Annotated in this window: 22 protein-coding genes and 1 riboswitch; of the genes, 6 read left to right on the top strand and 16 right to left on the bottom strand. The window is 59.5% G+C overall.

The genetic code is table 11. From position 1 onward, the window contains the following. Position 1: 1 nt before the first annotated feature. The 12 genes from C1949_RS17470 to C1949_RS17525 all read right to left on the bottom strand — a co-directional run bounded on the left by C1949_RS17470 (position 2) and on the right by C1949_RS17525 (position 10,401). On the bottom strand, positions 2–772 hold the full coding sequence (locus tag C1949_RS17470; protein WP_104739708.1) for a creatininase: 771 nt from the start codon (positions 770–772) through the stop codon (positions 2–4). Beyond that, on the bottom strand, positions 772–1,653 hold the full coding sequence (locus tag C1949_RS17475; protein ID WP_104739709.1) for a DMT family transporter: 882 nt from the start codon (positions 1,651–1,653) through the stop codon (positions 772–774). Before C1949_RS17475 ends, C1949_RS17470 begins: the two co-directional genes overlap by 1 nt. After that, positions 1,653–2,408 (bottom strand): SDR family NAD(P)-dependent oxidoreductase, encoded by a 756-nt coding sequence (locus C1949_RS17480; protein WP_104739710.1) that lies wholly within the window; start codon positions 2,406–2,408, stop codon positions 1,653–1,655. Before C1949_RS17480 ends, C1949_RS17475 begins: the two co-directional genes overlap by 1 nt. Next, positions 2,408–3,199: an SDR family NAD(P)-dependent oxidoreductase gene (locus tag C1949_RS17485; protein WP_229744498.1), complete on the bottom strand. Its 792-nt coding sequence runs from the start codon at positions 3,197–3,199 to the stop codon at positions 2,408–2,410. The genes C1949_RS17480 and C1949_RS17485 overlap by 1 nt, the downstream gene beginning before the upstream one ends. Next, entirely contained in the window at positions 3,196–4,221 is a 1,026-nt protein-coding gene (locus C1949_RS17490) for a fatty acid desaturase family protein (RefSeq protein ID WP_104739711.1), read from the bottom strand. Before C1949_RS17490 ends, C1949_RS17485 begins: the two co-directional genes overlap by 4 nt. 52 nt (positions 4,222–4,273) lie before the next feature. Further along, positions 4,274–5,281, bottom strand: coding sequence for an ABC transporter substrate-binding protein (locus C1949_RS17495; protein ID WP_104739712.1), 1,008 nt, complete (start codon positions 5,279–5,281; stop codon positions 4,274–4,276). Between the two features lie 55 nt (positions 5,282–5,336). Next, positions 5,337–5,441: riboswitch (guanidine-I (ykkC/yxkD leader) on the bottom strand. A 216-nt stretch (positions 5,442–5,657) separates the two neighbouring features. Then, on the bottom strand, positions 5,658–6,083 hold the full coding sequence (locus C1949_RS17500) for a secondary thiamine-phosphate synthase enzyme YjbQ (protein WP_104739713.1): 426 nt from the start codon (positions 6,081–6,083) through the stop codon (positions 5,658–5,660). Positions 6,084–6,109: 26 nt separating this feature from the next. Further along, complete coding sequence (locus C1949_RS17505; RefSeq protein ID WP_104739714.1) at positions 6,110–6,571, bottom strand: ATPase; 462 nt, start codon at positions 6,569–6,571, stop codon at positions 6,110–6,112. A gap of 61 nt (positions 6,572–6,632) precedes the next feature. Continuing rightward, positions 6,633–7,373, bottom strand: coding sequence for a glutaredoxin family protein (locus C1949_RS19300; protein WP_146040346.1), 741 nt, complete (start codon positions 7,371–7,373; stop codon positions 6,633–6,635). A 151-nt stretch (positions 7,374–7,524) separates the two neighbouring features. After that, positions 7,525–8,244, bottom strand: coding sequence for a copper resistance protein B (locus C1949_RS17515; RefSeq protein ID WP_104739715.1), 720 nt, complete (start codon positions 8,242–8,244; stop codon positions 7,525–7,527). Then, positions 8,241–9,902, bottom strand: a complete 1,662-nt coding sequence (locus tag C1949_RS17520; RefSeq protein WP_104739716.1) for a copper resistance system multicopper oxidase — start codon at positions 9,900–9,902, stop codon at positions 8,241–8,243. Before C1949_RS17520 ends, C1949_RS17515 begins: the two co-directional genes overlap by 4 nt. Continuing rightward, positions 9,892–10,401 carry a cupredoxin domain-containing protein gene (locus tag C1949_RS17525; protein WP_104739717.1) on the bottom strand — a complete coding sequence of 170 codons (510 nt, stop codon included), beginning with the start codon at positions 10,399–10,401 and terminating at the stop codon, positions 9,892–9,894. Before C1949_RS17525 ends, C1949_RS17520 begins: the two co-directional genes overlap by 11 nt. Before the next feature lie 160 nt (positions 10,402–10,561). On the opposite strand from C1949_RS17525, the gene C1949_RS17530 reads away from it, so the two are divergent. Both C1949_RS17530 and C1949_RS17535 read left to right on the top strand, forming a co-directional pair. Then, positions 10,562–11,227, top strand: coding sequence for a response regulator transcription factor (locus C1949_RS17530; RefSeq protein ID WP_104739718.1), 666 nt, complete (start codon positions 10,562–10,564; stop codon positions 11,225–11,227). Then, complete coding sequence (locus C1949_RS17535; protein WP_104739719.1) at positions 11,205–12,551, top strand: ATP-binding protein; 1,347 nt, start codon at positions 11,205–11,207, stop codon at positions 12,549–12,551. The genes C1949_RS17530 and C1949_RS17535 overlap by 23 nt, the downstream gene beginning before the upstream one ends. 36 nt (positions 12,552–12,587) lie before the next feature. Here the strand turns inward: C1949_RS17535 and C1949_RS17540 are convergent, their stop codons facing one another. From C1949_RS17540 to C1949_RS19305, 4 genes are all read right to left on the bottom strand, one after another. Further along, entirely contained in the window at positions 12,588–14,570 is a 1,983-nt protein-coding gene (locus C1949_RS17540; protein ID WP_104739720.1) for a carboxylesterase/lipase family protein, read from the bottom strand. A 415-nt stretch (positions 14,571–14,985) separates the two neighbouring features. After that, complete coding sequence (locus tag C1949_RS17545; protein WP_104739721.1) at positions 14,986–16,236, bottom strand: ammonium transporter; 1,251 nt, start codon at positions 16,234–16,236, stop codon at positions 14,986–14,988. A 51-nt stretch (positions 16,237–16,287) separates the two neighbouring features. After that, positions 16,288–16,626, bottom strand: coding sequence for a P-II family nitrogen regulator (gene glnK / locus C1949_RS17550; RefSeq protein WP_088276303.1), 339 nt, complete (start codon positions 16,624–16,626; stop codon positions 16,288–16,290). Between the two features lie 55 nt (positions 16,627–16,681). After that, positions 16,682–16,879 (bottom strand): hypothetical protein, encoded by a 198-nt coding sequence (locus C1949_RS19305; protein WP_146040347.1) that lies wholly within the window; start codon positions 16,877–16,879, stop codon positions 16,682–16,684. Between the two features lie 319 nt (positions 16,880–17,198). Here C1949_RS19305 and C1949_RS17555 point away from each other — a divergent pair, with 319 nt between their 5' ends. From C1949_RS17555 to C1949_RS17570, 4 genes are all read left to right on the top strand, one after another. Further along, positions 17,199–17,444 (top strand): accessory factor UbiK family protein, encoded by a 246-nt coding sequence (locus tag C1949_RS17555; RefSeq protein ID WP_104739722.1) that lies wholly within the window; start codon positions 17,199–17,201, stop codon positions 17,442–17,444. 84 nt (positions 17,445–17,528) lie between these two features. After that, a complete protein-coding gene (locus C1949_RS17560) occupies positions 17,529–18,704 on the top strand; it encodes a YifB family Mg chelatase-like AAA ATPase (protein WP_104739723.1) in 1,176 nt (391 codons plus the stop codon). Then, on the top strand, positions 18,655–19,932 hold the full coding sequence (locus tag C1949_RS17565) for a tyrosine-type recombinase/integrase (protein WP_229744497.1): 1,278 nt from the start codon (positions 18,655–18,657) through the stop codon (positions 19,930–19,932). The genes C1949_RS17560 and C1949_RS17565 overlap by 50 nt, the downstream gene beginning before the upstream one ends. Further along, on the top strand, positions 19,913–21,640 hold the full coding sequence (locus C1949_RS17570) for a hypothetical protein (protein ID WP_133065928.1): 1,728 nt from the start codon (positions 19,913–19,915) through the stop codon (positions 21,638–21,640). Before C1949_RS17565 ends, C1949_RS17570 begins: the two co-directional genes overlap by 20 nt. Positions 21,641–21,830: the final 190 nt, after the last annotated feature.

Consider the following 21,830-nt stretch of genomic DNA (forward strand, 5'->3'; position numbering starts at 1 on the left):
CTCAGGCCTCCAGCTTGAATTCGTGACGCACCGCAGCGGCGATGCCGGTGGTGATGTCATCAGCCATGCGCGCGCCCTTCTCGGCCGTCGAACCCAGCGCCGAGGACAGCACACCGGACGGCGGCACCCACTCGGTGCGCGTCGGGTACATGTCGTAGGGCGGAAAGTCGGCGGGCGGGTCGTTCGGGATCTTGTCGAGGCTGACCAGATGCGGCAGGTAATGCAGCATCAGCGAGGTCTCAATCACCGCAGCGTGCTCCAGCGCAAAGCCGGGAAAACCATCGGGGAAGATATCGTCCAGCGTTTCTTCCTTGCAGAAGTCCCAGTGCTCCAGGCGCATGACTTCAAGATCACAGCCGGGGCCCAGCTCGCGCAGCGCCAGCTGGATCCCCTCGGTGACAAACCAGGTGTTCTCGTAGTGCCCCAGCACCAGCACCAGGCGCTTGACGCCGTGGCGAGCGAACTCGCGCACCGCATCCTGCACCAAGGCGATCAGGGTCGCGCCGTCGAGGCTGGTGGTGCCGCAGAAATGCTGGCCGCCGCCGCACTTGGGCTGCGACTTGTAGCCGTAGGCCAGCGCCGGGGCAACGATGCCACCGATCTGCGCGGCCACATCGGCGCTCAGCGCTGTCGACAGCAGCGCATCGGTGCCCAGCGGCAGGTGCGGGCCGTGCTGCTCGGTCGCGCCGCAGGGCAGAAACACCACCGCCCCCTGCTCGACCCGCTGCTGGTATTCGACCCAGCTGATCTGATCCATATAGACACTTGCCATCAGGACAATCTCCTCGTCAGTTGTGCGGGTGAACGCTCGGGCCAACCGGCCATCACCGCCGCCAGCGTGACCATGCTGGCCCCCAGCCAGGTGCGGGGGGCGATCACCTCATCGTTGAACCAGGCCACCGACAACACGGCGGCGATCAATTCGAATACCACCAACACGGCAGCGCGGCTGGCCTCCAGGTGGGTCACGCCGTATTGCGCGCCTAGGGTGGCGAGCAGCAGCCAACCCACCGCAAACAGTGCGATCCACAGCCAGGTCGTCAGCGCCAGCGCCGGCATCCCCTTGGCAAACAGCAAACAGGCGGCACCGGCAAACAAGCTGCTGCCAACGAAGGCGGCGACCGTTTTGCTCAACATCGGCACCCGATCCGCCGCCCGCGTCGCCAGGTTGTTCAGGGCGAAGCCCAACCCGGCGCTCAGCGCCAGCCAGTCGATCGCAGTGAGACTGGCGAAGGTTTGCGCATTGACGCCCAGCGTCAGGCCGATACCCGCGAGCGCCAGCACCAGCGCGGCGATACGCAGCGCGGTCAGCCGCTCACGCAACAGCAGCCAGCCGCCGAGCACGCCCCACACCGGCGCCAGATAGAACAGCAGCATCACCCGCACCAGATCCTCGGCCAGCGACAGCGACGACAGCAGCGCGGCATTCGCCCAACCGCCAAACAGCACAATGCCCACCAGCCCCCAGCGCTGCTGCCACCAGCCAGCGCGCTGCCAATACAGCAGCGGCAGGGCAAACAGCGCGATCAGGCCGTAACTGGCGAGCACCATGGGAAAGCCATCGATGCCCTGCCCGGCGAACCACTGCAGCGGCAGCCAACTGGTGCCCCAGAGCACCGTTGCCAGAATCAGTACCCATTCCGGACGCAGCATCAGCCACCCATCCAGGCGCCGCCGTTGGCGCCGAGCACCTGCCCGGTAAAGAAACTCGCTGCCGGCGACAGCAGGAAGCAGACCGCCGCGGCGATCTCCTCCGGCTGGCCCAGGCGCGCGGCCGGAATGGCCAGCTCCTTGGCAATCCACTCTTCGCTCATGTGCTCCAGCGAGACCATCGCGGTTTCCACCGGGCCGGGCGCCACCGCGTTGATGCGAATCTGCGGCGCAAACTCGCGCGCCAGCGCTTTGGTCATGCCGATCACGCCGGCCTTGGCGGTGCAGTAGGCAACGTAGTTTTCACGCCCCATCTGACCCAACTCGGAGGCGATATTGACGATGGCCCCGCGGCCCGCCCCGCTCATGCTTTCCAGCGCGCAGCGGCAGCAGCGGTAGACGCCATCCAGATCGACCGCCATGATCCGCCGCCAGTCGTCTTCCGAGGTGCCCAGAAAGCCCTGCTCCTGGATGATCCCGGCGTTGTTGACCAAGCCGTGCAATGGGCCGGTGGCGGTGATGCAGGCGAACATTTCCTCCACCGCGTCCGGGTCACTGACATCCGCTTCAATCGCCACCGCCCGGCCACCGGCCGAACGAATCTGCTCAACCAGATCGGCGCTGGCACCGGCCTGGCCCAGATGGTTGATCCAGACCTCCGCACCCTGCCCCGCCAGCATCAGCGCGCAGGCGCGGCCGATGCCGGTGGCCGCACCGGTGACCAGAATGCGCTGGCCCTTCAATTCGACCTTCAGCATCAGTGCATGACCTCCCCGCGACTGACCACGATGGCCTGCCCGGTAATGGCGGCCGAGGCCGGCGCGCCGAGAAACAGAAAGGTGCCGGCCAGATCGGCCGGGGTGAGCAATTCCGGAATCGCCTGCGCGGCGAGGATGTGCTCCAGCTCCTCGGCCTCGCTGCGACCGCTGCCCTGCGCCATGTTGCTCAGAGACGCCATGGCCGCATCGGTGCCGACCCAGCCGGGACAGACCGCATTGACGCGAATGCCCTGGCTGCCCAGCTCCCAGGCCAGCGAGCGGGTCAAACCAATCACCGCGTGCTTGCTGGCAACGTAGGCGGAGAATCCGGCCACCGCACTCAGCCCCCAAATCGAGGACTGGTTGATCACACTGCTGCCCTTGCCGAGCAACGGCAGCAGCGCGCGGGTCAGCCGCAGCATCGACACTACGTTGTTATCCAGTTGGTGTTGCCAGCGCCGGTTGGCGTCGGCGGCGCTATCACTTAGCGGCGTTGGCTGTTCCATGCCAGCGTTGTTGATCAGCACATCGACTTGCGCCTGCCGCTGGCCCAGTTGACGGGCATAGTCGGCCACCGCCGCGTCATCGCTCAGGTCCAGCACCCGGCCGTGCACCTGAGTGACGGTCGACAGCCGCTCAACGGTCGCCGCCAGCGCCGGCGCATTGCGGTCGACCAGTTCCAGCCGCGCGCCCTGTTCAGCAAACGCCTGCGCCAGCCCCAGCCCGATGCCGCTGGCGGCGCCGGTAATCACCACGGTGCGGCCCTGATAATCCAGCGTCTGCATGTTCATACCGCCGTCAGGAAGGACACACCCACCGCGCCGTAGAAGTTCTCGGCACGCTTGGGACCATCGACGAATTCGCCGTAGTCATCGCTCAACACCCGGCGCACGCGGTGGCGGTGGAAGCTGCTGAGCAGCTCGCTCATCGGCACTACTTGACGGTAGGCATCGCCGTACAGCTCTGCGTGCAGTTTGGGCAGGCGATACCAGGGCGCGACGGGTTTCTCGTGGTGGGCGTTGTGATAGGCGAAGTTGAGCAACAGCAGGTTGAGCGACGGCCAGCGCAGCGACACCACATTGCTGAAGGTGTTGAGCTGTTCATAGGCGCGGTCGCGCAGCTTGTCGGCCGGGATCTTGCCGTCCTCTTCCAGCACCGCGAAGGCGTCGTAGGTGTGCTGGTAGGCATCGGCAAAACGCAGCACGGTGACCATGATCAGCCAGGCAACGCAGTAGAGCACCAGCGCGCTGAACGACAGCCAGCCGAGCAGGGCAAACAACGCGGTACGGATCAGCAGCACCGTCAGCACCTTGCCGCGGCGAGCACGGTGTTTCTCGCTCTGGCTGATAAACGGCAGCAGCACCACGTAGAAATGCATGATCAGCTCAACCGCCGGGATATACGCCCACTCAAGCGCGAGAATCAGCTTGCGTGCCCAGTTCGGCAGGCCGTTGATGAATGCCTTGCTGTCGAAGGTGATGACGTCGGCGCGATCGACGTGATGGCGCATGTGCTTGCGCCGCAGATCCTGAAAGTCGGCGTAGCAGCCGCCGGTCATCCAGCTGAAAACCTCGCCGGCCAGCGCGTTGTGGGCTGGCTTGCTGAAAATGGTGCCGTGGGCAAATTCGTGAATGAGGTAGGCGCCGATGATCATCGCGTGCGCCAGCAACAGCAGCCCGCCCAGCTTGGCCAGCCAGAACGGGGTCAGCAGCAGGCCGAGGCCGATCAGATAGCCGCCGACGCTGTAGGCAATCGCCAGACTGTTCCAGACGCGGCCATCAGCGTATCGATAAAGGGGTTTGGACGTGGACATGATTCCTCCGCAAGTCCGAATCAGGGCAGGCGCAACGCGCCTGCCCGTGGTCTTACTTGGTCAGTTCGCTGACGAAGCTGGCATCGAAGGTGTCGGCAAAATCCGGGATCGCCGGGATCTGCTTGTTCTTCAGCAGCAGGTCGGCGATCACCGCACCACTGCCATAGAACGACGTGGTTTCGCTGGACTCGACAAAGTTCTGGCCCATCTCGGCAAGCGGAATGTTGTAGACGCCTTCCATCTGCTCCAGCGCCTCGGCACCGCTCACGCCCAGCACCTTGCCGATGATCTCTGCGCTCTCTTCCGGGTGCGCCTGCATGTACTCCAGACCGGCCTGATAACCCTTGATCATGGCGGTAATGGCTTCGGGGTTTTCCTCGATCTGCTCTTCGGTGAAGGCCAGCACGTCGGTGATCAGGCCCGGTGCGTCCTTGGAGGAGTAGACAACGTGGAATTTGTCGCCGCCGCCCATCGCGAGGATCTGCGACACGTTCGGCTCATAGGTCACGCCAATCGGCAGGCTGCCGGAAGCCATGGCGCTGGGAATGCCTTCAGGCGTCATGTTGACCGACTGAATGTCCTTCTCGCCCATGCCGTTGATCTGCAGCGCGTAGGCCAGCAGAAAGTCGGACGGTGACAGCGGGTTGAAACCCACCTGTTTGCCCTTGAAATCGGCAATGCTGGTGATGGATTTGTCGGCAACGATGGCGTCACCGCCGTAGGAGAAGTCGATCGGCATCACCACCCGGTGCGGCAGGCCCTTGGCAACGGAGCCGACCACCTGGTCGTAGGTCAGCATCGCGCCATCGACAGCGTTACCCGCCATGGCAGACGGCAGCAGCGCCGGGTCATTGAAGAACTGCAGCTCGACATCCAGACCAAACTGGTCGTACAGATCGAGTTTGTCAGCCACATAGAACGGACCGTAACCGGCCCACACAACCGTACCGATGGTCATGGAGTCGGCGGCGTGTGCGGCAACAGGAGACAGGGCGGCAGCGGCAGCCAGACTGATGCCGGCCAGGGACTTGCGGACAAAGCTGAAGCGTGGGGCGGTCATGGGTACAACTCCTACACAGTGAGAAAAGGCGCACGGGGACAACGTCGTCATGACGGTCTCCCGGGCTTTTATCCCGCCGTGTAGCCCTCATTCCTTGAGAGCCGGAAAACTCTCGGACCAGACACTTGCCACGCAAGCCGGAACCCTAGTTCGCCTGAGTACCACTCCAGTGTGTGATGCGTCATGAGCCAATGACGACTCATCCCGTTTCACTGAGACTCAATGCACGGTTGGTGCCAGCTTTTTGATACCTGTCGGAAATGATCTATTTATCAGCCAGTTGCGAGCATTGCTGGCGACGGCGCTGATGCAATGGTCACCTGACGTCACTCAAATTCGCCCTGATTTGGGGCGAGCGCCCCGGGATGCACCCGGTTCAGTCGCACTGTCCCTGCAAGGTTGCCAGCACCCGGCGACTGCCGGCATGCTCCCGGTGTTCCCCGAGATAGAGACCTTGCCAGGTGCCAACGGCGAGTCTGCCCGCAGTTACCGGCAATGTCAGTTGCACACCCAGCAAACTCGACTTGATATGCGCTGTCATGTCGTCCGGGCCTTCGCAGGTATGCTTGAAGTAGGGGGCGTCATCCGGCACCGCGCGCCGGAAGAACGCCTCGAAGTCGCCGCGTACCAGCGGATCGGCGTTCTCGTTGACAGTCAGCGACGCCGAGGTGTGTTGCAGCCACAGATGCAGCAGCCCCACGCGCACCTCGGTCAGCTCTGGCAGCGCACGCAGAATCTCGTCATCGATCAGATGAAACCCGCGCGCACGGGGCTTGAGGCGAATTTCTCTCTGCAGCCACATTTACCTTCACCGCTCCCGGCCAAGTCTCAAAGATCCTGGCCGCGCTGGACCTGCTCGGCCAGCCGCAAGGTTTCATGCTCTTCCATGGCCAGCAGATCCTGCATGAGCTCGCGACCACCCGCCGTTTCCGCCCGGCCCTGCAGGTAGCGATACAAGTCCAGCGCATCGTTGTGCAGGTCAAATACCATGGTGCACAGCGCATCGTAGTCCAGCACGGCAAAGCTGGGCCGGGTATTGAGCAGGCGCACGCGCGGGTTGTCGGTAAAGTAGTCGTAGACCCAGCTATCGAGCACCTTGATATCGGCCTGCTGCTCAAAGCGCAGCACCATCTGCTGCATGCGGCGTTCGTGCTCGGCCAGGTACTGCAACAGCGCGCGCATGCGCTCGCCGGTCCCGCTGTCCGCGGCGCCAGCCTCCAGGCTGCTGGCCAGATGACCGTGCAGCTGCTGTGTCCACTCAATCAAATCGCGATAGGTTTCCGCCTTCATCAAGCCTCCTGCGGTCGTGCAACAAGTGTGCATGTCGAGGTGTCAGTGTATGCGTCTGGAACTACTTGATCAGCATCCAAATCGCCATCCCCACCATCATCAGGTTTTCGGTCAGCGAAATGAAACCCAGCGGCACGTTACTGTCGCCACCCACGCAGGCACACTTCAGCTCGCGTCGCTCGACATACACCGCCTTGAATACCGAAACCGCGCCGATCACCCCGATCAGCATAGCCACCGGAATGGCCAGCCACAGCAGCGCACCGGCAATCATCAGAATGCCGGCCAGTGCCTCGCCGAAGGGGTAAAGATAGGCATAGCGCACCCAGCGCTGCGCCAGCAGGTCATAACCGAGAAACATGTTGGAGAAGCTTTCAAGGTCACGCAGCTTGAGTATCGCCAACACACACATCGATATAGCGACGAACCATTCCAGCGTGCGCACACCGAATAACGTACCCAACGCGGCCCAGCTGACACCCAACGCCATCAGCGCCGTGCAGGCAAAGACCGCGATAACCGGCTGATAAGTCACCTCATCCGCCTCCTTGACCGGCTTGCCGAAGTACCGTCGCAGCTCGTCGTAGCCACCGATGCGCTTGCCGTCGATAAAGGCCTGCGGCGTGGTGTCCACGTCGTATTCGCGCTGAAATGCGTCGGTTTCCTCGCGGCTGGTCAAGTGATGGTCTTGCACCTTGAAACCCTCACGTTTGAGCAGATCGAGGGACTTTAGCCCGAATGGGCAAAGGTGGTTTTTCATCACCATGCGGTAGAGTGTCGCTTCGTGCGGTCGATCCGTCATCGGGTCACTCCTGCTGCTTGGTTTGTGTCATCTGGGCAGTGCCTGCGCCGGCTGGCACAACGCCGCCCCAGCGACACAGAACACGACTACCCTGACTTTGCGACTGCGATACCGGCTGCGAGGTTCCAGCCGGCAACGCAGCACTGCGTAGCTAGAACATCAGCCTTACGCCCGCGACCGCAAACCAGCCGTCGCGATCTTCACCGTCCTGCACGGCAAAGTCGGCGCTGCGCCCGAAGGCCCGTTCGTAGTGCACCCCCACATAAGGCACGACGGCACGATCAACCAGGTCGTAGCTCAGCCGTAGGCCGGCTTCCATGCCACTCAGACCACGACCAACCCCAACCGCTTCGTCATCCGAGAGGGCGGCATCGAACTCCAGCTCCGGGGTCAGATGCAGGCGGTTGGTCAGCAGCAGCTCGTATTCCAGCGCGAGATCCAGCGACAGATCGCCGTGCTCACTCAGGTACAGATTGCTGTCCATCTCCAGCCAATAGGGCAGCAGACCACTCAGGCCGACGAATGCATACTGCCGGTTCTCACCGTCCGGGGTGTCGAAACGCAGCCCGCCACGCAGATCGATAAAGTCGCTTATCGGTGCTTGCAGCGCGAGGCGGTTGTCGAGCGTCTCCCAACTGTCATGGTCAAAGTCGTACTCGGCTTCGCTCAGCCAGAGCGCCTTCAACTCATCGGTGCCCCACCAGGCTTCGGTGCTCCAATACCCCAGCTCTTCACCACTATCGCCGTAGCGGTACTCCAGTGCATCGGCCTGCAGGCCATAGAAGAAACCATGGTGCATGGAGTGACGCATTTCTTCGGCGCCCACTGATGCCGAGGCCGACAGCAGTAACGCCGTCATCAGGCGCTTCATGAGTCACCTCCTTCGGGGCCACCCTCAACAATCACGGTGCGGAACATCCCCGCTGCCGCGTGATAGGCCAGGTGGCAATGGAAGGCCCACTTGCCCGGCGCGTCGACCTCGGTCTCCATATAGACGGTCGTGCCGGGTGCCACGCTGATCACGTGCTTGACCGGATTCCACTGGCCTGCGCCAACGTCGAGGATCGACCACATGCCATGCAGGTGCATCGGGTGAGTCATCATGGTTTCGTTGACGAACTTGAAGCGCACCCGCTCGCCGTACTGCAGGCGAATCGGTTCGGCGTCCGACTCCTTGATGCCGTTGATCGACCAGATATAGCGCTCCATATTGCCAGTCAGCCGCAACTCGATCTCGCGTGTCGGCTCACGCTCTGCATACAACGGTTTCTGCGCACGCAAGTCGGCATAGGACAGGAAACGGCCATCGTTATAGGCCTGGGGAACCAACCCGCTGCCCTCGGCATAGAACGGGTCAGCGGGCAGTTCGGCAGGCTGCCCCTGGCTCATGCTGCCGTGATCCATACCCGCCATAGCGCCGTGGTTCATACCGCTATGATCCATGCCCGCCATGTCACCGTGGCTCATGCTGCCATGATCCATACCCGCATGCGCCATGCCCATATCAGCCATGGTCAGCAACGGAGCCGGACGCAGCTCGGGAATCTCGCCCAGCATGCCCTCACGCGGCGCCAGCGTGCCGCGGGCAAAACCCGAGCGCCCCATGGATTCGGCGAATACCGTGTAGGCCCGATCTTCCTTGGGCTGAACGATGACATCGTACGTCTCCGCCACACCGATACGCAGCTCATCCACGGTCACCGGCTGGACGTTATTGCCGTCCGCCTGCACCACGGTCATCTTCAGGCCGGGCAGGCGCACATCAAAATAGGTCATCGCCGAGGAGTTGATCAGCCGCAGGCGTACACGCTCGCCCGGCTTGAACAGCCCGGTCCAGTTCTGCTCGGGCCCCTTGCCGTTGATCAGGCCGGTGAAGCCCTGCACATCCTCGATGTCGCTGGACATCATGCGCATATCGCCCCACATCAGGCGATCCTTGAGCATCGCCGCCAGACCCTGCTCCCTGCTGTCGCGCCAGAAGTCACCGACGGTCTGCTGCTGGCGGTTGTAGTAATCCGCCGACGTCTTGAGGTTACGCATGATGCGGTCACCCGAGTGCGGGTGCTTGTCGGTCAGCTGCACCACGTACTCGCGGTCATAGCGAAACGGCTCACGCCCGTTCGGCTCGATGATGATTGCGCCATAGGCGCCGTCCGGTTCCTGAAAGCCGGAGTGACTATGAAACCAGTAGGTGCCGGACTGCGTGACCGGAAAGCGATAGGTGAAGGTTTCCCCCGGCGCGATGCCCGGATAACTCAGTCCGGGCACTCCGTCCATCTGGAATGGCAGTATCAGCCCGTGCCAGTGCACCGAGGTCGGCTCATCGAGGTTGTTGGTCACGTGGATAGTGACGTCTTCGCCTTCGCGAAAGCGCAGAATCGGGCCGGGCGAGGCGCCGTTATAGCCAATGCCCTGCTTGCGAAAGTCGCCGGTGTCGATGGTCACCTCGTCGACAGTAAGCCGGTACTCACCGGCCCAGCTCAGCGCCGGCAGCAGTGCCAGCGCCGAGAGCAATGCTCTACTCGACATCGATGCCCCCCATCATGCCGGCCTGATAGTGCCCGGGCACATTGCAGGCAAATTCCAGGTGGTCGGCGTGGTCGAACCTCCAGACCAACTCAGCCTCCTGCCCCGGCTCCAGCAGCAGGCTGTTGGCATGATCGTGCACCATACTGTGCCCACCGCCCATGTCCATCTTCATCAACTCGCGATTAAGGTGGTCGCCCCGGATAACGCCATGATCGACCATCATCTGCATCTGTCCCTGATGAGCTTCGTGCATGGCCGCCGTGCCGATATTGAATTCGTGGACCAGGGCGCCTTCGTTGCGCACCTTCAGGCGCACGGTCTCGCCTGCTGCAAACGACAGCTGCTCAGGCTCGAAGTAGTTGTCGTGCATGACTACCTCGATGGTCCGCGTTACCTGCTGCGGGTCACCGGGCTGCCCGCCGGCGCCGGAAGCAGCGCCTGCAGCGGTCGTTGCACTCAGCAGCAGCGCTGCGGCCAGTCCGTTCAATATGCGATTCATGCTGTCTCTCCTGTTAACCGATGGGGCGACGTTCGACACAGAATTGACAACCACCCCGGTTGCCGATGCACTCTCTGCCCCATCATCTCGGTGCTGAACCCAAGATTGCCGAGCGAAACTGAATCCTGACTGAACCACTTGGATAAAAAGGAACCAGCCGATGCGCCTGTTGCTGGTGGAAGATGACGACCTGCTGCGCAGCAGCCTCCAGGACAGCCTGAATCAGGCCGGATTCGCGGTCGACGCAACCGGCTCGGCGGTGACCGCCGAACAACTCGGACTGCAGGAGGACTACCGGCTGATCGTACTGGACATCGGTCTGCCCGACGGTGACGGCCTGCAACTGTTGGCGCGCTGGCGCGACGCCGGGCGCAACCTGCCGATTCTGTTGCTGACCGCCCGCGACCGCTGGCAAGACAAGGTCAATGGCCTGAAAGCCGGTGCCGACGACTACCTGACCAAGCCCTTCCATCCGGAGGAACTGCTGGCCAGGCTGCAGGCCCTGCTGCGCCGCAGCGAAGGCCGCAGTCACACGCAGATCCAGGCCGGCAATTACCTGCTCGACGAGGAGCGCCAGCGGGTGCGCACCCCGGACGGCCAATGGCATCCACTGACCGGTACCGAGTTTCGTCTGCTGCGCTGTCTGATGAGCCGCCCGAATCGCTTGCATCCAAAGGAAGCACTGCTGGAGCAGCTCTATAATCTGGACGCCGAGCCCACGCTCAATACCATCGAGACTTACATTCGCCGCCTGCGCCTGCTGATCGGCCGGGACGCCATCAAGACCCAACGGGGGCAAGGCTATGTCTTTTCTGCCGACGACTAGGCGCACCCGCTCGATCCGCACCACCCTGCTGCTTTGGCTGCTGCCGTTTGCCACCCTGTTCATGCTGCTCGCGTGGTATCTGCATGGCGCCCTGCTGGATCGCATGTCCCGCGACTTCGTGCGCGAGCGCCTGCAGCAGGAGGTGGCCATGATCGAGCAGCAACTCGGCTCTCCCGCCGGGCTGGAGGCGCTCGACGGCAACTATTTCGGTGCACTGTCACATCACTTGTTTGTACTCAGGATCGGCGAACACGCGCGCCTGTCACATCCACAGTGGTCCGATCTGCTGCTGCCCTGGCTGGACTTGCCCGATCAGGGTCTGATCGAACTGCACGGCGTACCCGAGGGCGAACCGGCGGCCCACCGCTATATGGCCTGGCGCACCGAAACGCAGATCAACGGCCAGCCGGTCACCATTGTCGCAGCCGAGGACTATAGCCAACTGCAGGCCAGCGCCCACGAGCTGCATCTGTGGACTGCCGCGGTTGCGATTGGGCTGCTGACAGTCCTGTTTGCCCTGATTCTGCTTGCCGTACAGCTTTCGATGCGCCCGGTACGCCAACTGCAGCAGGACCTCAAAGCGCTCAAGCAAGGGCACCTGCAACGGCTCGGAGACGCCGTACCGCAGGAGTTCAGCGGTCTTATCGGTCAGCTCAATCAGTTACTCGACACCCTGCAGCATCGCCTACAGAAAGTGCGCGAAGCCAACGCCAACCTGTCCCACCGGATCAAAACGCCGATCGCCGCAATCAATCAACTGATCAGCAGCGACCAACCGATCACACCCGAGGCCCGCAGCCAGATTAGCCAGCGCCTGGACGACATCAGTCGCCAGCTGGACGGCAGCCTGCACGCCAGCCAATCCGGGGGCCCACTGGCAGGCAGCAGCTGCCAGCCACTGGAACAGGCCCGCGAGCTGCTGTGGATGCTCGGCCGCCTGCACAGTCATATTGAATTCGAACTGGACTCCAGCCTCGCCGAGTCCGCCCGCTGGCCAATTGAACAGCAGGATTTCAGCGAACTGCTCGGCAACCTCGCCGACAACGCCGGCAAATGGGCACGCAGCCGCGTGCGGGTGCGCCTGAGCGAGAAGGGCGATCAGCGTATTCTGGAAGTGGACGATGACGGGCCGGGCGTCGCGCCCGCGGAACGCAGCCAACTGGGTACCCGCGGCTGGCGACTGGATCAGCAGATGCCGGGGCATGGACTGGGGCTGGCGATAGTCCATGATCTGGCTGCACGCTATCAGGCCCGCGTGCAGTTCAAGGCCAGTGAGCTGGGAGGCCTCTCGGTGCGCCTCCAGCTCCAGATCAGGCAAGGCTGAAGGCCCGCCGGAAAGCGGGCCAGACAGCGAGTCAGATTAAGGCCAGAAGGTTTGCAGCCCCTCCTGTGCCTGCATGTCGTAATTCATCAACATGAACTCTTCACCCTCGTTGGTATAGGCAGGCCACTCGATTGCATCCGTGGACGGGTTTCCGCTACGCGCAAACTGCGCCCAGAGAGCCATGGAATCAGCCGCAATAGACTCATCAATAGCGCCCCAGCCAGGCAGGTTGTCGGCGTAATTGGCCGGACTCGGGCTCGGCAAACCGGTCAACCCCAGAATGTACTGGTTGTAGTAGGCATCCGGATCACCGAACACGGAGACCACGTCGATACTGTGATAGGCGCCGACGCCACGGTTTGCCCAGTTTTCAGGTACATGGTCATACACGTAGGCAAAGACATCGGAAGAGTGATTCTGCTTGAGGAATGGCAGATACCACTTGAGACCGTCGATGACCCAGTCCGCGTCATTGCGCGGGGTGCCAATAATCAGCGGCACATCGTTGTGAAAGCCGGCGTCACGGATGTCCGTCTTCACATACCAGTTGTCGACGTTGGGCTTGAAGTAATCGACACCATAACTGCTGGCGGCGTTTGTCAGGTCGACCCAGGACACCGTGCGCATGGCAGCGATCACATCCTCTTCATCCTGCAGCCCCAGGCGCTGTACCAACGACACGCCACCGGCCTCTTCCTGCTCCAGGGTGTTGTAGATCGGCCGCACGGTATCGGTGGGCGGCGGCGCGGCGCTCATGATGACAGCCCGATGGAACAACCCCTCTGCCAACGGCGAGTTGAGCAGTGAAATCGCCTTCAATCCGCCTCCCGACTGACCGAAAATAGTCACATTATCCGGGTCTCCACCAAACTCGCTGATGTTGTCGCGCACCCACTCCAGCGCAGCAATCTGATCCAGCTGCGAATAGTTGCCAGAGGAGTGCTGGGGTGATTCGCGGGTCAGCTCCGGGTGCGCCATATAGCCGAGCGCCCCTAGACGGTGATTCACCGTCACCACGATCACGCCCTGACTCGGTAGCGCCGTATGGTTATAAGTCGTGCTATTGGATGTCAGAATCGCGTAACCGCCGCCATGCAACCAGAGCATCACCGGCAGCGCCTCACCCTCATAGCCCTTTGGCGCAACCACATTGAGGTGAAGGCAGTCCTCGCTCATGCTGCCCTTGCCGTAGGCCTCCAGGTAAGACGGCTGGGCACACTGGTCTGCCCAGGCCGTCGCCTCGCGCACGCCATCCCAGCTGTCCGGTTTCACTGGCGGCTTCCAGCGCAGATCACCAATCGGCGGTTTGGCATACGGAATGCCGTACCAGGCCCATGCCTCGTCATCGGCGGAGAACCCGGCGACCTCACCAGACTGGGTATTCACCACCCGCCGCTCACTGAGGGTACGCTGCATATGCGCCTGAGCCTCGGCAGCGCTACGCAGGGTGCGCGGCCGCGGATCACTTTCGGTAAATACCGGCGGCTCGGCTCCGTTCAGTTCGGCCAGCAGGTCCTGAATCTGGCTACTGGCGGCAAAGCTGGCTGGAGCCTGATCGAAAACAATCGAATCGGCCCAGAGAGAAACCGCATCGGCAATGGCAGGCGATATCTGGATGCCGTTGTTGAGACTGCGATCAGCATCCAGACTCTGTAACAGCACCAGCATGTTGGTTACCCGGTTGTCGGCCACCGTCGTCGCCCCCTCTACCAGGTCCATCGGAGTGAGCTGTTCGGCACCCGCGGCACGCCCTAGCTCCAGCGATCCCAGAGAAAAGGTCACAACCTCCCCAGACTGATAGCGGAACGAACCGTCCGCAGCCGTGACCCCGGACTGGGTCGCAGTCTGATAATTCAGTCCGGCAACCGGACTATCGGTAAACACGCCGGTGCGAAGTGACGAGTCGGAGCCGCCGCCACCACCCTTGCAACCGCTAACACCAGCCAGAGCCAGCGCTAGCACGGAGAAACAGTAGAGCGGCTTGCAAAGCCGTTTGAGCTGAAACGGAGGGGTATTCATAAACCACCTTTCTTATTAGCAATGTTGGTGTAAAGCCACAGCGTCGATGCGCGCTGCACAGACGGCAGCTTAACGCCAACAAACAAAAAAAGAATGAACGTTCATACCAGAAAGAAGCGAGGCAAGATGGCTCGACAATAAGACAGATCACATTGATCTATTCGGCTGCACACGTTGCGCGTGCATAACCGAACCGGTCGCCAAGCTGAGATGCCCAACGCTGTCGGGCAGCAACGACCGGTATGGGATGAAAATAGAGATGACTGTATCGCGAAAGGCGGTCACAAAGAGACACAAGCTAACTTTGCATCAGCCTCATAAATAGCTATTCACCGCATCAATCCCTGCACTACGCACAAAAAAACGGGGCGCCCGCTGGGCGCCCCGTCTGGTGTTGCGAGTTTTCAGCCAGCCATTACTTCTTGCTGCTGGTGAACTCCGGATAGGCTTCCATACCGCACTCGGAAATATCCACACCTTCGTACTCTTCCTCTTCGCTGACGCGCAGGCCCATCACCAGTTTGATGATGCTCCAGACGATCAGGCTGGAGATGAACACCCAGAGGAAGATCACTACGATACCCATCAGCTGAGCGGTCAGGGTAGCGTCGCTGTTGGTCAGGCATACCGCCAGCAGACCCCAGATACCGACCACACCGTGAACGGAGATGGCACCGACCGGATCGTCGATCTTCAGCTTGTCCAGAGCCAGGACAGAGAAGACTACGATCACGCCGCCAACAGCACCGATCAGGGTGGCTTGCAGGCCGCTCGGAGTCAGCGGTTCAGCAGTGATGGCAACCAGGCCAGCCAGGGCGCCGTTCAGAGCCATGGTCAGGTCAGCCTTGCCGAACAGGATGCGGGCAACAACCAGACCAGCGATCAGACCACCAGCAGCAGCTGCGTTGGTGTTAACGAAGATCTGAGCAACCGCGTTGGCGTCGGAGATGTTGGACACAACCAGCTGCGAGCCACCGTTGAAGCCGAACCAGCCCAGCCACAGGATGAACATACCCAGAGTAGCCAGCGGCAGGTTGGCGCCGGGGATGGCGTTGATCTGACCGTTGGAGCCGTATTTGCCCTTACGAGCGCCCAGCAGCAGCACACCAGCCAGCGCAGCAGTAGCACCGGTCAGGTGGACCACACCGGAACCTGCAAAGTCGAGGAAGCCGGCTGCGTTCAGGAAGCCGCTGCCCCATTTCCAGTAGCCCTGGATCGGGTAGATGAAGCCAGTCATGATCACGGCGAAGACCAGGAACGCGAACAGCTTCATGCGCTCGGCAACCGCACCGGAAACAATGGACATGGCAGTCGCGACGAACACGACCTGGAAGAAGAAGTCGGAAGCAACCGAGTAGTACGGCGCATCGTCGCCACCGGCGAGCACGTCTTCAACTGTGTTTTCAGCGCCAATCAGTACGCCGAAGCTCGGGAAGATACCGCCTTCCGGGCTGGAGTACATGATGTGGTAACCGACCAGCAGATACATGGTGCATGCAATCGCATACAGCGCCACGTTCTTGGTCAGAATTTCAGTGGTGTTCTTGGCGCGGACCAGACCGGCTTCGAGCATGGCAAAACCCGCTGCCATCCACATGACCAGTGCGCCGCAGACAAGAAAGTAGAATGTATCAAGCGCGTACTTGATTTGTACGATGTCTTCCATTTTAAGCCCCCCATATAGGCTTGGTTACTGCTGTCTGTTGAACAACCCGCCTTAGATGGCGTCGGTGCCGGTCTCGCCGGTACGGATGCGGATGGCCTGCTCGAGGTTGACCACGAAGATCTTGCCGTCACCGATCTTGCCGGTGTTGGCTGCCTTGGTGATGGACTCGATGACGCGATCCAGCATGTCATCAGCGATAGCGACGTCGATCTTCACCTTCGGCAGAAAGTCGACAACGTACTCAGCGCCACGGTACAGCTCGGTGTGACCTTTCTGGCGGCCAAAGCCCTTGACCTCGGTTACGGTGATGCCCTGAACGCCGATTTCAGACAGCGCTTCACGCACGTCATCCAGCTTGAAGGGCTTAATTACAGCCGTTACTAGTTTCATTTCGATACTCCCGTGTGATGGACTGCCCTGGGGGACAGCACAAGTCTATGCCGAGTTAGAGGCTTTTAGAAACGGACAAAACAAAAGTGCTGTCGCAGTCGTCAGAATCGCCGACACGCCCTGCACATGCCGGCGCACTCATCTCGACACAGGCAGAGGTCAACTGCGTCCCTGCCCCCGCTGGCAGCGCCTGGGTGTTCCCGCTGCCGAACAGCGGATTACGGGTCAAACCTGCCAGGGTCAATCGCTTCATTATTGTGCTCCCGATGTGATCGCTCACGATTCTGGCTGCGCTCCGACGCTGTGCCCCATATTGGGAGCGACCGCCGGAATCAGCTGAAGCATGCTTTGCAGAAACCCTGCCAATTTTATTTTTCACCTATATTTCAACAAGTTACACATAACAAAGAACGACAAACCATCATCAGCACACGGCTCATGCACCAGCATAGTGCACAACCGTGGTGCGCGCGCACAAAGTACGCACAACCACAGCGCGGATTTCGACTGGCCGGGCCTGAGTGCTACACTGGCTGCCCCGTCCCTCCCTAGAACCCGCAGGTAACAGGCATATGCTGCATAAACTGGTGATCGACACCGTCAGCGCTCAGGCAACCAAACTGCTGATGAGCGAAAAGGGGCTACCCAACGTGGAAGTCGAGAAACACCTCAAGGCCTTGCTGCAAAGTGCGTTGAGCAAGCTGGACGTAGTCAGCCGCGACGAATTCGACACCCAGCAGACAGTACTGATGCGCACCCGCGAACGGCTGGAAGCACTGGAGAAGCGCGTCAGTGAGCTGGAAGCCAAAGCCCCCTGATGCCCCTTGGCAGCAGCCTTGCTGCCAACCCACTCGTTAACGCCTGACCCTCGGCAGTATCAGGTCATTGATCAAGGAGCGATCATGTCCCTGGCCACCATCCACAGCCGCGCGCGTCTGGGTATCGATGCGCCGGCTGTCCAGGTCGAAGTCCATCTTGCCAACGGCATGCCCAGCCTGACCTTGGTCGGCTTACCGGAAACAGCCGTGCGCGAAAGCAAGGACCGGGTGCGCAGCGCGCTACTAAACGCACAACTGGAGTTCCCCGGCAGCAAGCGCATTACCATCAGCCTGGCACCTGCCGATCTGCCCAAGGATGGTGGACGCTTTGACCTGGCCATCGCGCTCGGCCTGCTGGCCGCGAGCGGGCAGATACCGGCGCAGGCGCTGGTCGACTGCGAGTGCATCGGAGAGCTGGCGCTGTCCGGTGAGCTGCGACCGATCCAGGGCGTGCTGCCGGTGGCGCTGGCCTGCCGCGATGCTGGTCGCAAGCTGATTCTGCCGGCGGCCAACGCGGCCGAGGCCGCACTGGTCAGCGGGATCGAACTGATCGCTGCCGAGCATCTGCTGCCGCTGTGCGCACACTTGCGCGGCGAGCAGAGCTTGCCCGACCTCCTGCCAACAGCGCCCTCACAGCCAGCCAGGCATGCCGACCTCGCCGACGTACAGGGGCAGGAGCAAGCCAAGCGAGCACTGATCATCGCCGCAGCGGGCGGTCACAATCTGCTGCTGTTCGGGCCTCCGGGAACCGGCAAGACGCTGCTCGCCAGCCGTCTGCCCGGCATCCTGCCACCACTGCAGGAGCATGAGGCGCTCGAAGTTGCGGCGATCCAATCGGTCTGCGACCGTACGCCCCTGAGCGCCTGGCCAACCCGCCCCTTTCGCTCGCCCCATCACGGTGCATCGGCCGCAGCGCTGGTTGGCGGCGGCAGCCAGCCTCGGCCAGGCGAAATCAGCCAGGCGCATCACGGCGTGCTGTTTCTGGATGAGTTGCCGGAGTTTGACCGCAAGGTGCTGGAGATGCTGCGCGAGCCGCTGGAGTCCGGCGCCATTCACATCGCCCGAGCACGCGAGCAACTGCGTTTCCCGGCGCGCTTCCAGTTGGTTGCGGCAATGAACCCGTGCCCTTGCACGGGCAACATGCAGACCTTGGGTGCAAGGGGCAACATAACCTATCATGGACAATTCGCTAATCACAGGAAGGGTGGCGATGGCAACGCTCGAAATGATCAGCTACCAGCAGATGCGGGCATCCGTTAGGCAAGGCACGCTTGAGTGGCAGGGGCGAGTCCCAAGTTCACCTGCAGTGAACCTTCCACAGATCTGCTGGGCAGATGGTACGCCTTGGAGAGAAGCGAACCTCTGGGCTAAAGAGAACTGCGACTCAAAAAAGATTCACTTAAAAACAATCATTTCAACAATGGGGCATCTGCACGCGTATGCGAAATGGCTAGAAGCAGAAGGCCTTCACTGGTTCCATTTCCCCGCAAGAGAAGCTGATCGATGCCTGGTTCGCTTCCGGGGATTTTTGATCTCGTTAATAGACCAGGGGGGGCTGGCCCCTTCTACCGCACAACAGCGCATGGCGCGAGTAGTGAGATTTTACAGGTGGGCTAACGCACATAAGCTTTTATCGCCAGACTGGCCGATGTGGGAAGAAAAGCAGATCGGCATTAAACTCGTTGACACATTTGGCCTAGAGCGCACTTTGACAGTGAGCAGCACTAGCTTAAGCATCCCTAATCGAAGATCCAGTACATTCAGTTTAGAAGACGGACTGATGCCTGTGCCGGCCGATGATGTGCCCTCTATAATTAGAGCCGCTGAAACTTATGCAAGCGTAGAACTCTCATTATTCATTAGGCTTGGCTTCGGCACTGGTATGCGCTTAGGAACACTTGCGGACATCAGAGTTGGGACAGTGAGCCGTGCTGCCCCATCCCCAACACTGAGGGGGTTCTACCTTTTAGCAGTGGGGCCCGGAGCTCATCCTCCTGTCGAAACAAAATTCGGGGTCACAGGTCAAGTATTGATTAGTGAGCGTGATCTATTAGATCTAAGGAATTACATCTACAGCCCTCGAAGATTGCGTCGAACCGCACTAGCAGCAGGCGAAGATCAAGATGCCGTGTTTCTCACAAGGTTTGGTAAGCGATACACATCCGAAAATGGTGCTCGCTCATTCAACGTTGAGCTTGGTCGCCTAAGGCGAAAAGCGAAGTTAAAAGGAATTGACGCACTAACTAATTTTCATTTCCATCGCACTAGATGTACCTTTGCAACGGAATTGGCGCGAGCGGGTTTGAAGCACCTAAGCGTAAGCGAAGCGATAATTTTAGTGAAAGGCGCCCTGTTACATAAAGAAGAAAAAACTACGTTGGGATATATAAAATTCATCGAAGCTCACTCAAAAATGTCGAGCCTTGCGAATGAGTTCACTCAAAAGTTCTTGAATATCACGCAAACCCATGAAACAGACAGAAAATAAAACCTCCGTAGATTTGGACTTCAAGATGCTGTCGTACGGCACTCATGAATGGCCGTGGAGCTTCGAAATTCTAACAAGGCCAGGCGGAGCTGCGACGCCTAGAAACCTTTATCCTGAATTTTTAAAAAACACTGAGGACAGCACCAAGATTCATGTAAGGCTGCCTTACGTAAGGCTACTACATGAACAAATAATGAATGACCATGCGAGAGGACTGAGACAGTTAACTATCATTACTCGGATAAGGTCTGTGATAGCTTTCTACTCTTGGGCAGATACAGTTGGCGTCGATATCACATATGAAAATTCGGAAATAGCATTCAGAGACTGGACTGAACACTTGGTGCATAGAGTTCAGATCAAAAAAGACATTCTACAAATGACGGCTTACAGAACCGCGAAAGCTATAGACCTGCTAATTGCCAGAATCAAAAACGTGCAAAAGGGCCCAATTCATAGGAGTCGATTGTCGGCGGCAAGTGTCAATAAACGAGTATTAGGAACGAAGGCGGACAAGCAGAACCTTGAAGAACTTTTTGAGTTTGGCAAGCTACTGAAACTACTCTCTGACAACTTGGATTACGAATCCATAATTAAACCACTACCTCTAATAATCAAGATCGATGACGAAATCATGCTGGAAGAATGGTCAGGATTCCCTAAGCCCATAGGACCGCGACCAGAAGAAAGTACAACACAAGGAAAGTACCGTTATAGGTACAGAAGCAAACGAATCGAGTACGACCCCACACTAAATACGCGACAACCGCTTGTCAATCTAAGAATTGAAGTCGAGCTTCTTATTTTTGTATCACAGACTGGGTTAAATTTCTCTCAGGCATATCGCCTTAAAAGAGGGAAATTCAGATTCAAAACTGCATCAGATGACTACGAGGTCTATAGGACCTACAAAGGGCGAAAACAGGGTGAGGCCGAATTTAGAATCTTCAAAGGATACAGGTCAATCTTTCAAAGATACCTAGAGTGGCTGGAAAAAATATGTCCAAGTGAAGAGGATAGGCTATTCCCATTCTCATCCAAACATCAGATCCCATCTATCCATACACCGCCTTCGTTTCATGCAATCAAGCACAGATGCAATTTACTAGGGATTAAATATATTCCACCCATCACCCTGCGTAATGCGCGAGTGAATTGGCTGTTGAGAATTAGTCGAGATCCAGAACTCTCCGCAGAAATGAGCCAGCATACTACTGAAGTACTGATTCAGATCTACGAGAAGCCGCATCATCAGTCGGCTGCGAGCGAGATTTCGTATTTCCACCGTTCTATGGAAGAACTCTCCGAACCACCTAGTCCCGGCGGTTGCGCAGCCTCATCCGGTCGTTTCCAACAGAATCAGCAAGAGCACAATGATGCACCCAAAGCGGATTGTATTAACTCGGCAGGCTGCTTTTTTTGCGAGCATCACAGAGATATTGATAGCTTCGACTATGTTTGGTCACTACTGACCTACAGATCCCTTAAAGTCCGCGAGATTGAAAGAGATCGCAGCCCAAAAATCGCACACCACGAACATCCCACTAAGCTAGTCATTGACCGAGTTACTCAGCGCCTCAAGGTTTTCGAGGCATCAAGTGATAAGCGAAGCATTTGGGTCAAGGAGGCCGAAGCCAGGATGCGGGAAGAAAGGTATCACCCTATGTTCGGCGGTCTAATTGAATTAATGGAGCTTAATTTTGGCTAGTGCACCTGAGCTTGGAAAGCTTGCGTTAGATATCCCCGACTACAACTCTAGCGCTGGAAACCATTTACCTCCAGAGTGGCCCCCTAGGAACGATTTCCCGATTGTAGTCGGTAGGGACGGCGAGACCATCAGTCGATTTGGAGACCAAATTTGGGATGTGTCAATTTGGGTTGGATATATATTTAGATTC

Origin of the sequence: Halopseudomonas oceani (genome assembly GCF_002903165.1) — a bacterium.
GTDB classification, from domain to species: Bacteria; Pseudomonadota; Gammaproteobacteria; order Pseudomonadales; family Pseudomonadaceae; genus Halopseudomonas; species Halopseudomonas oceani.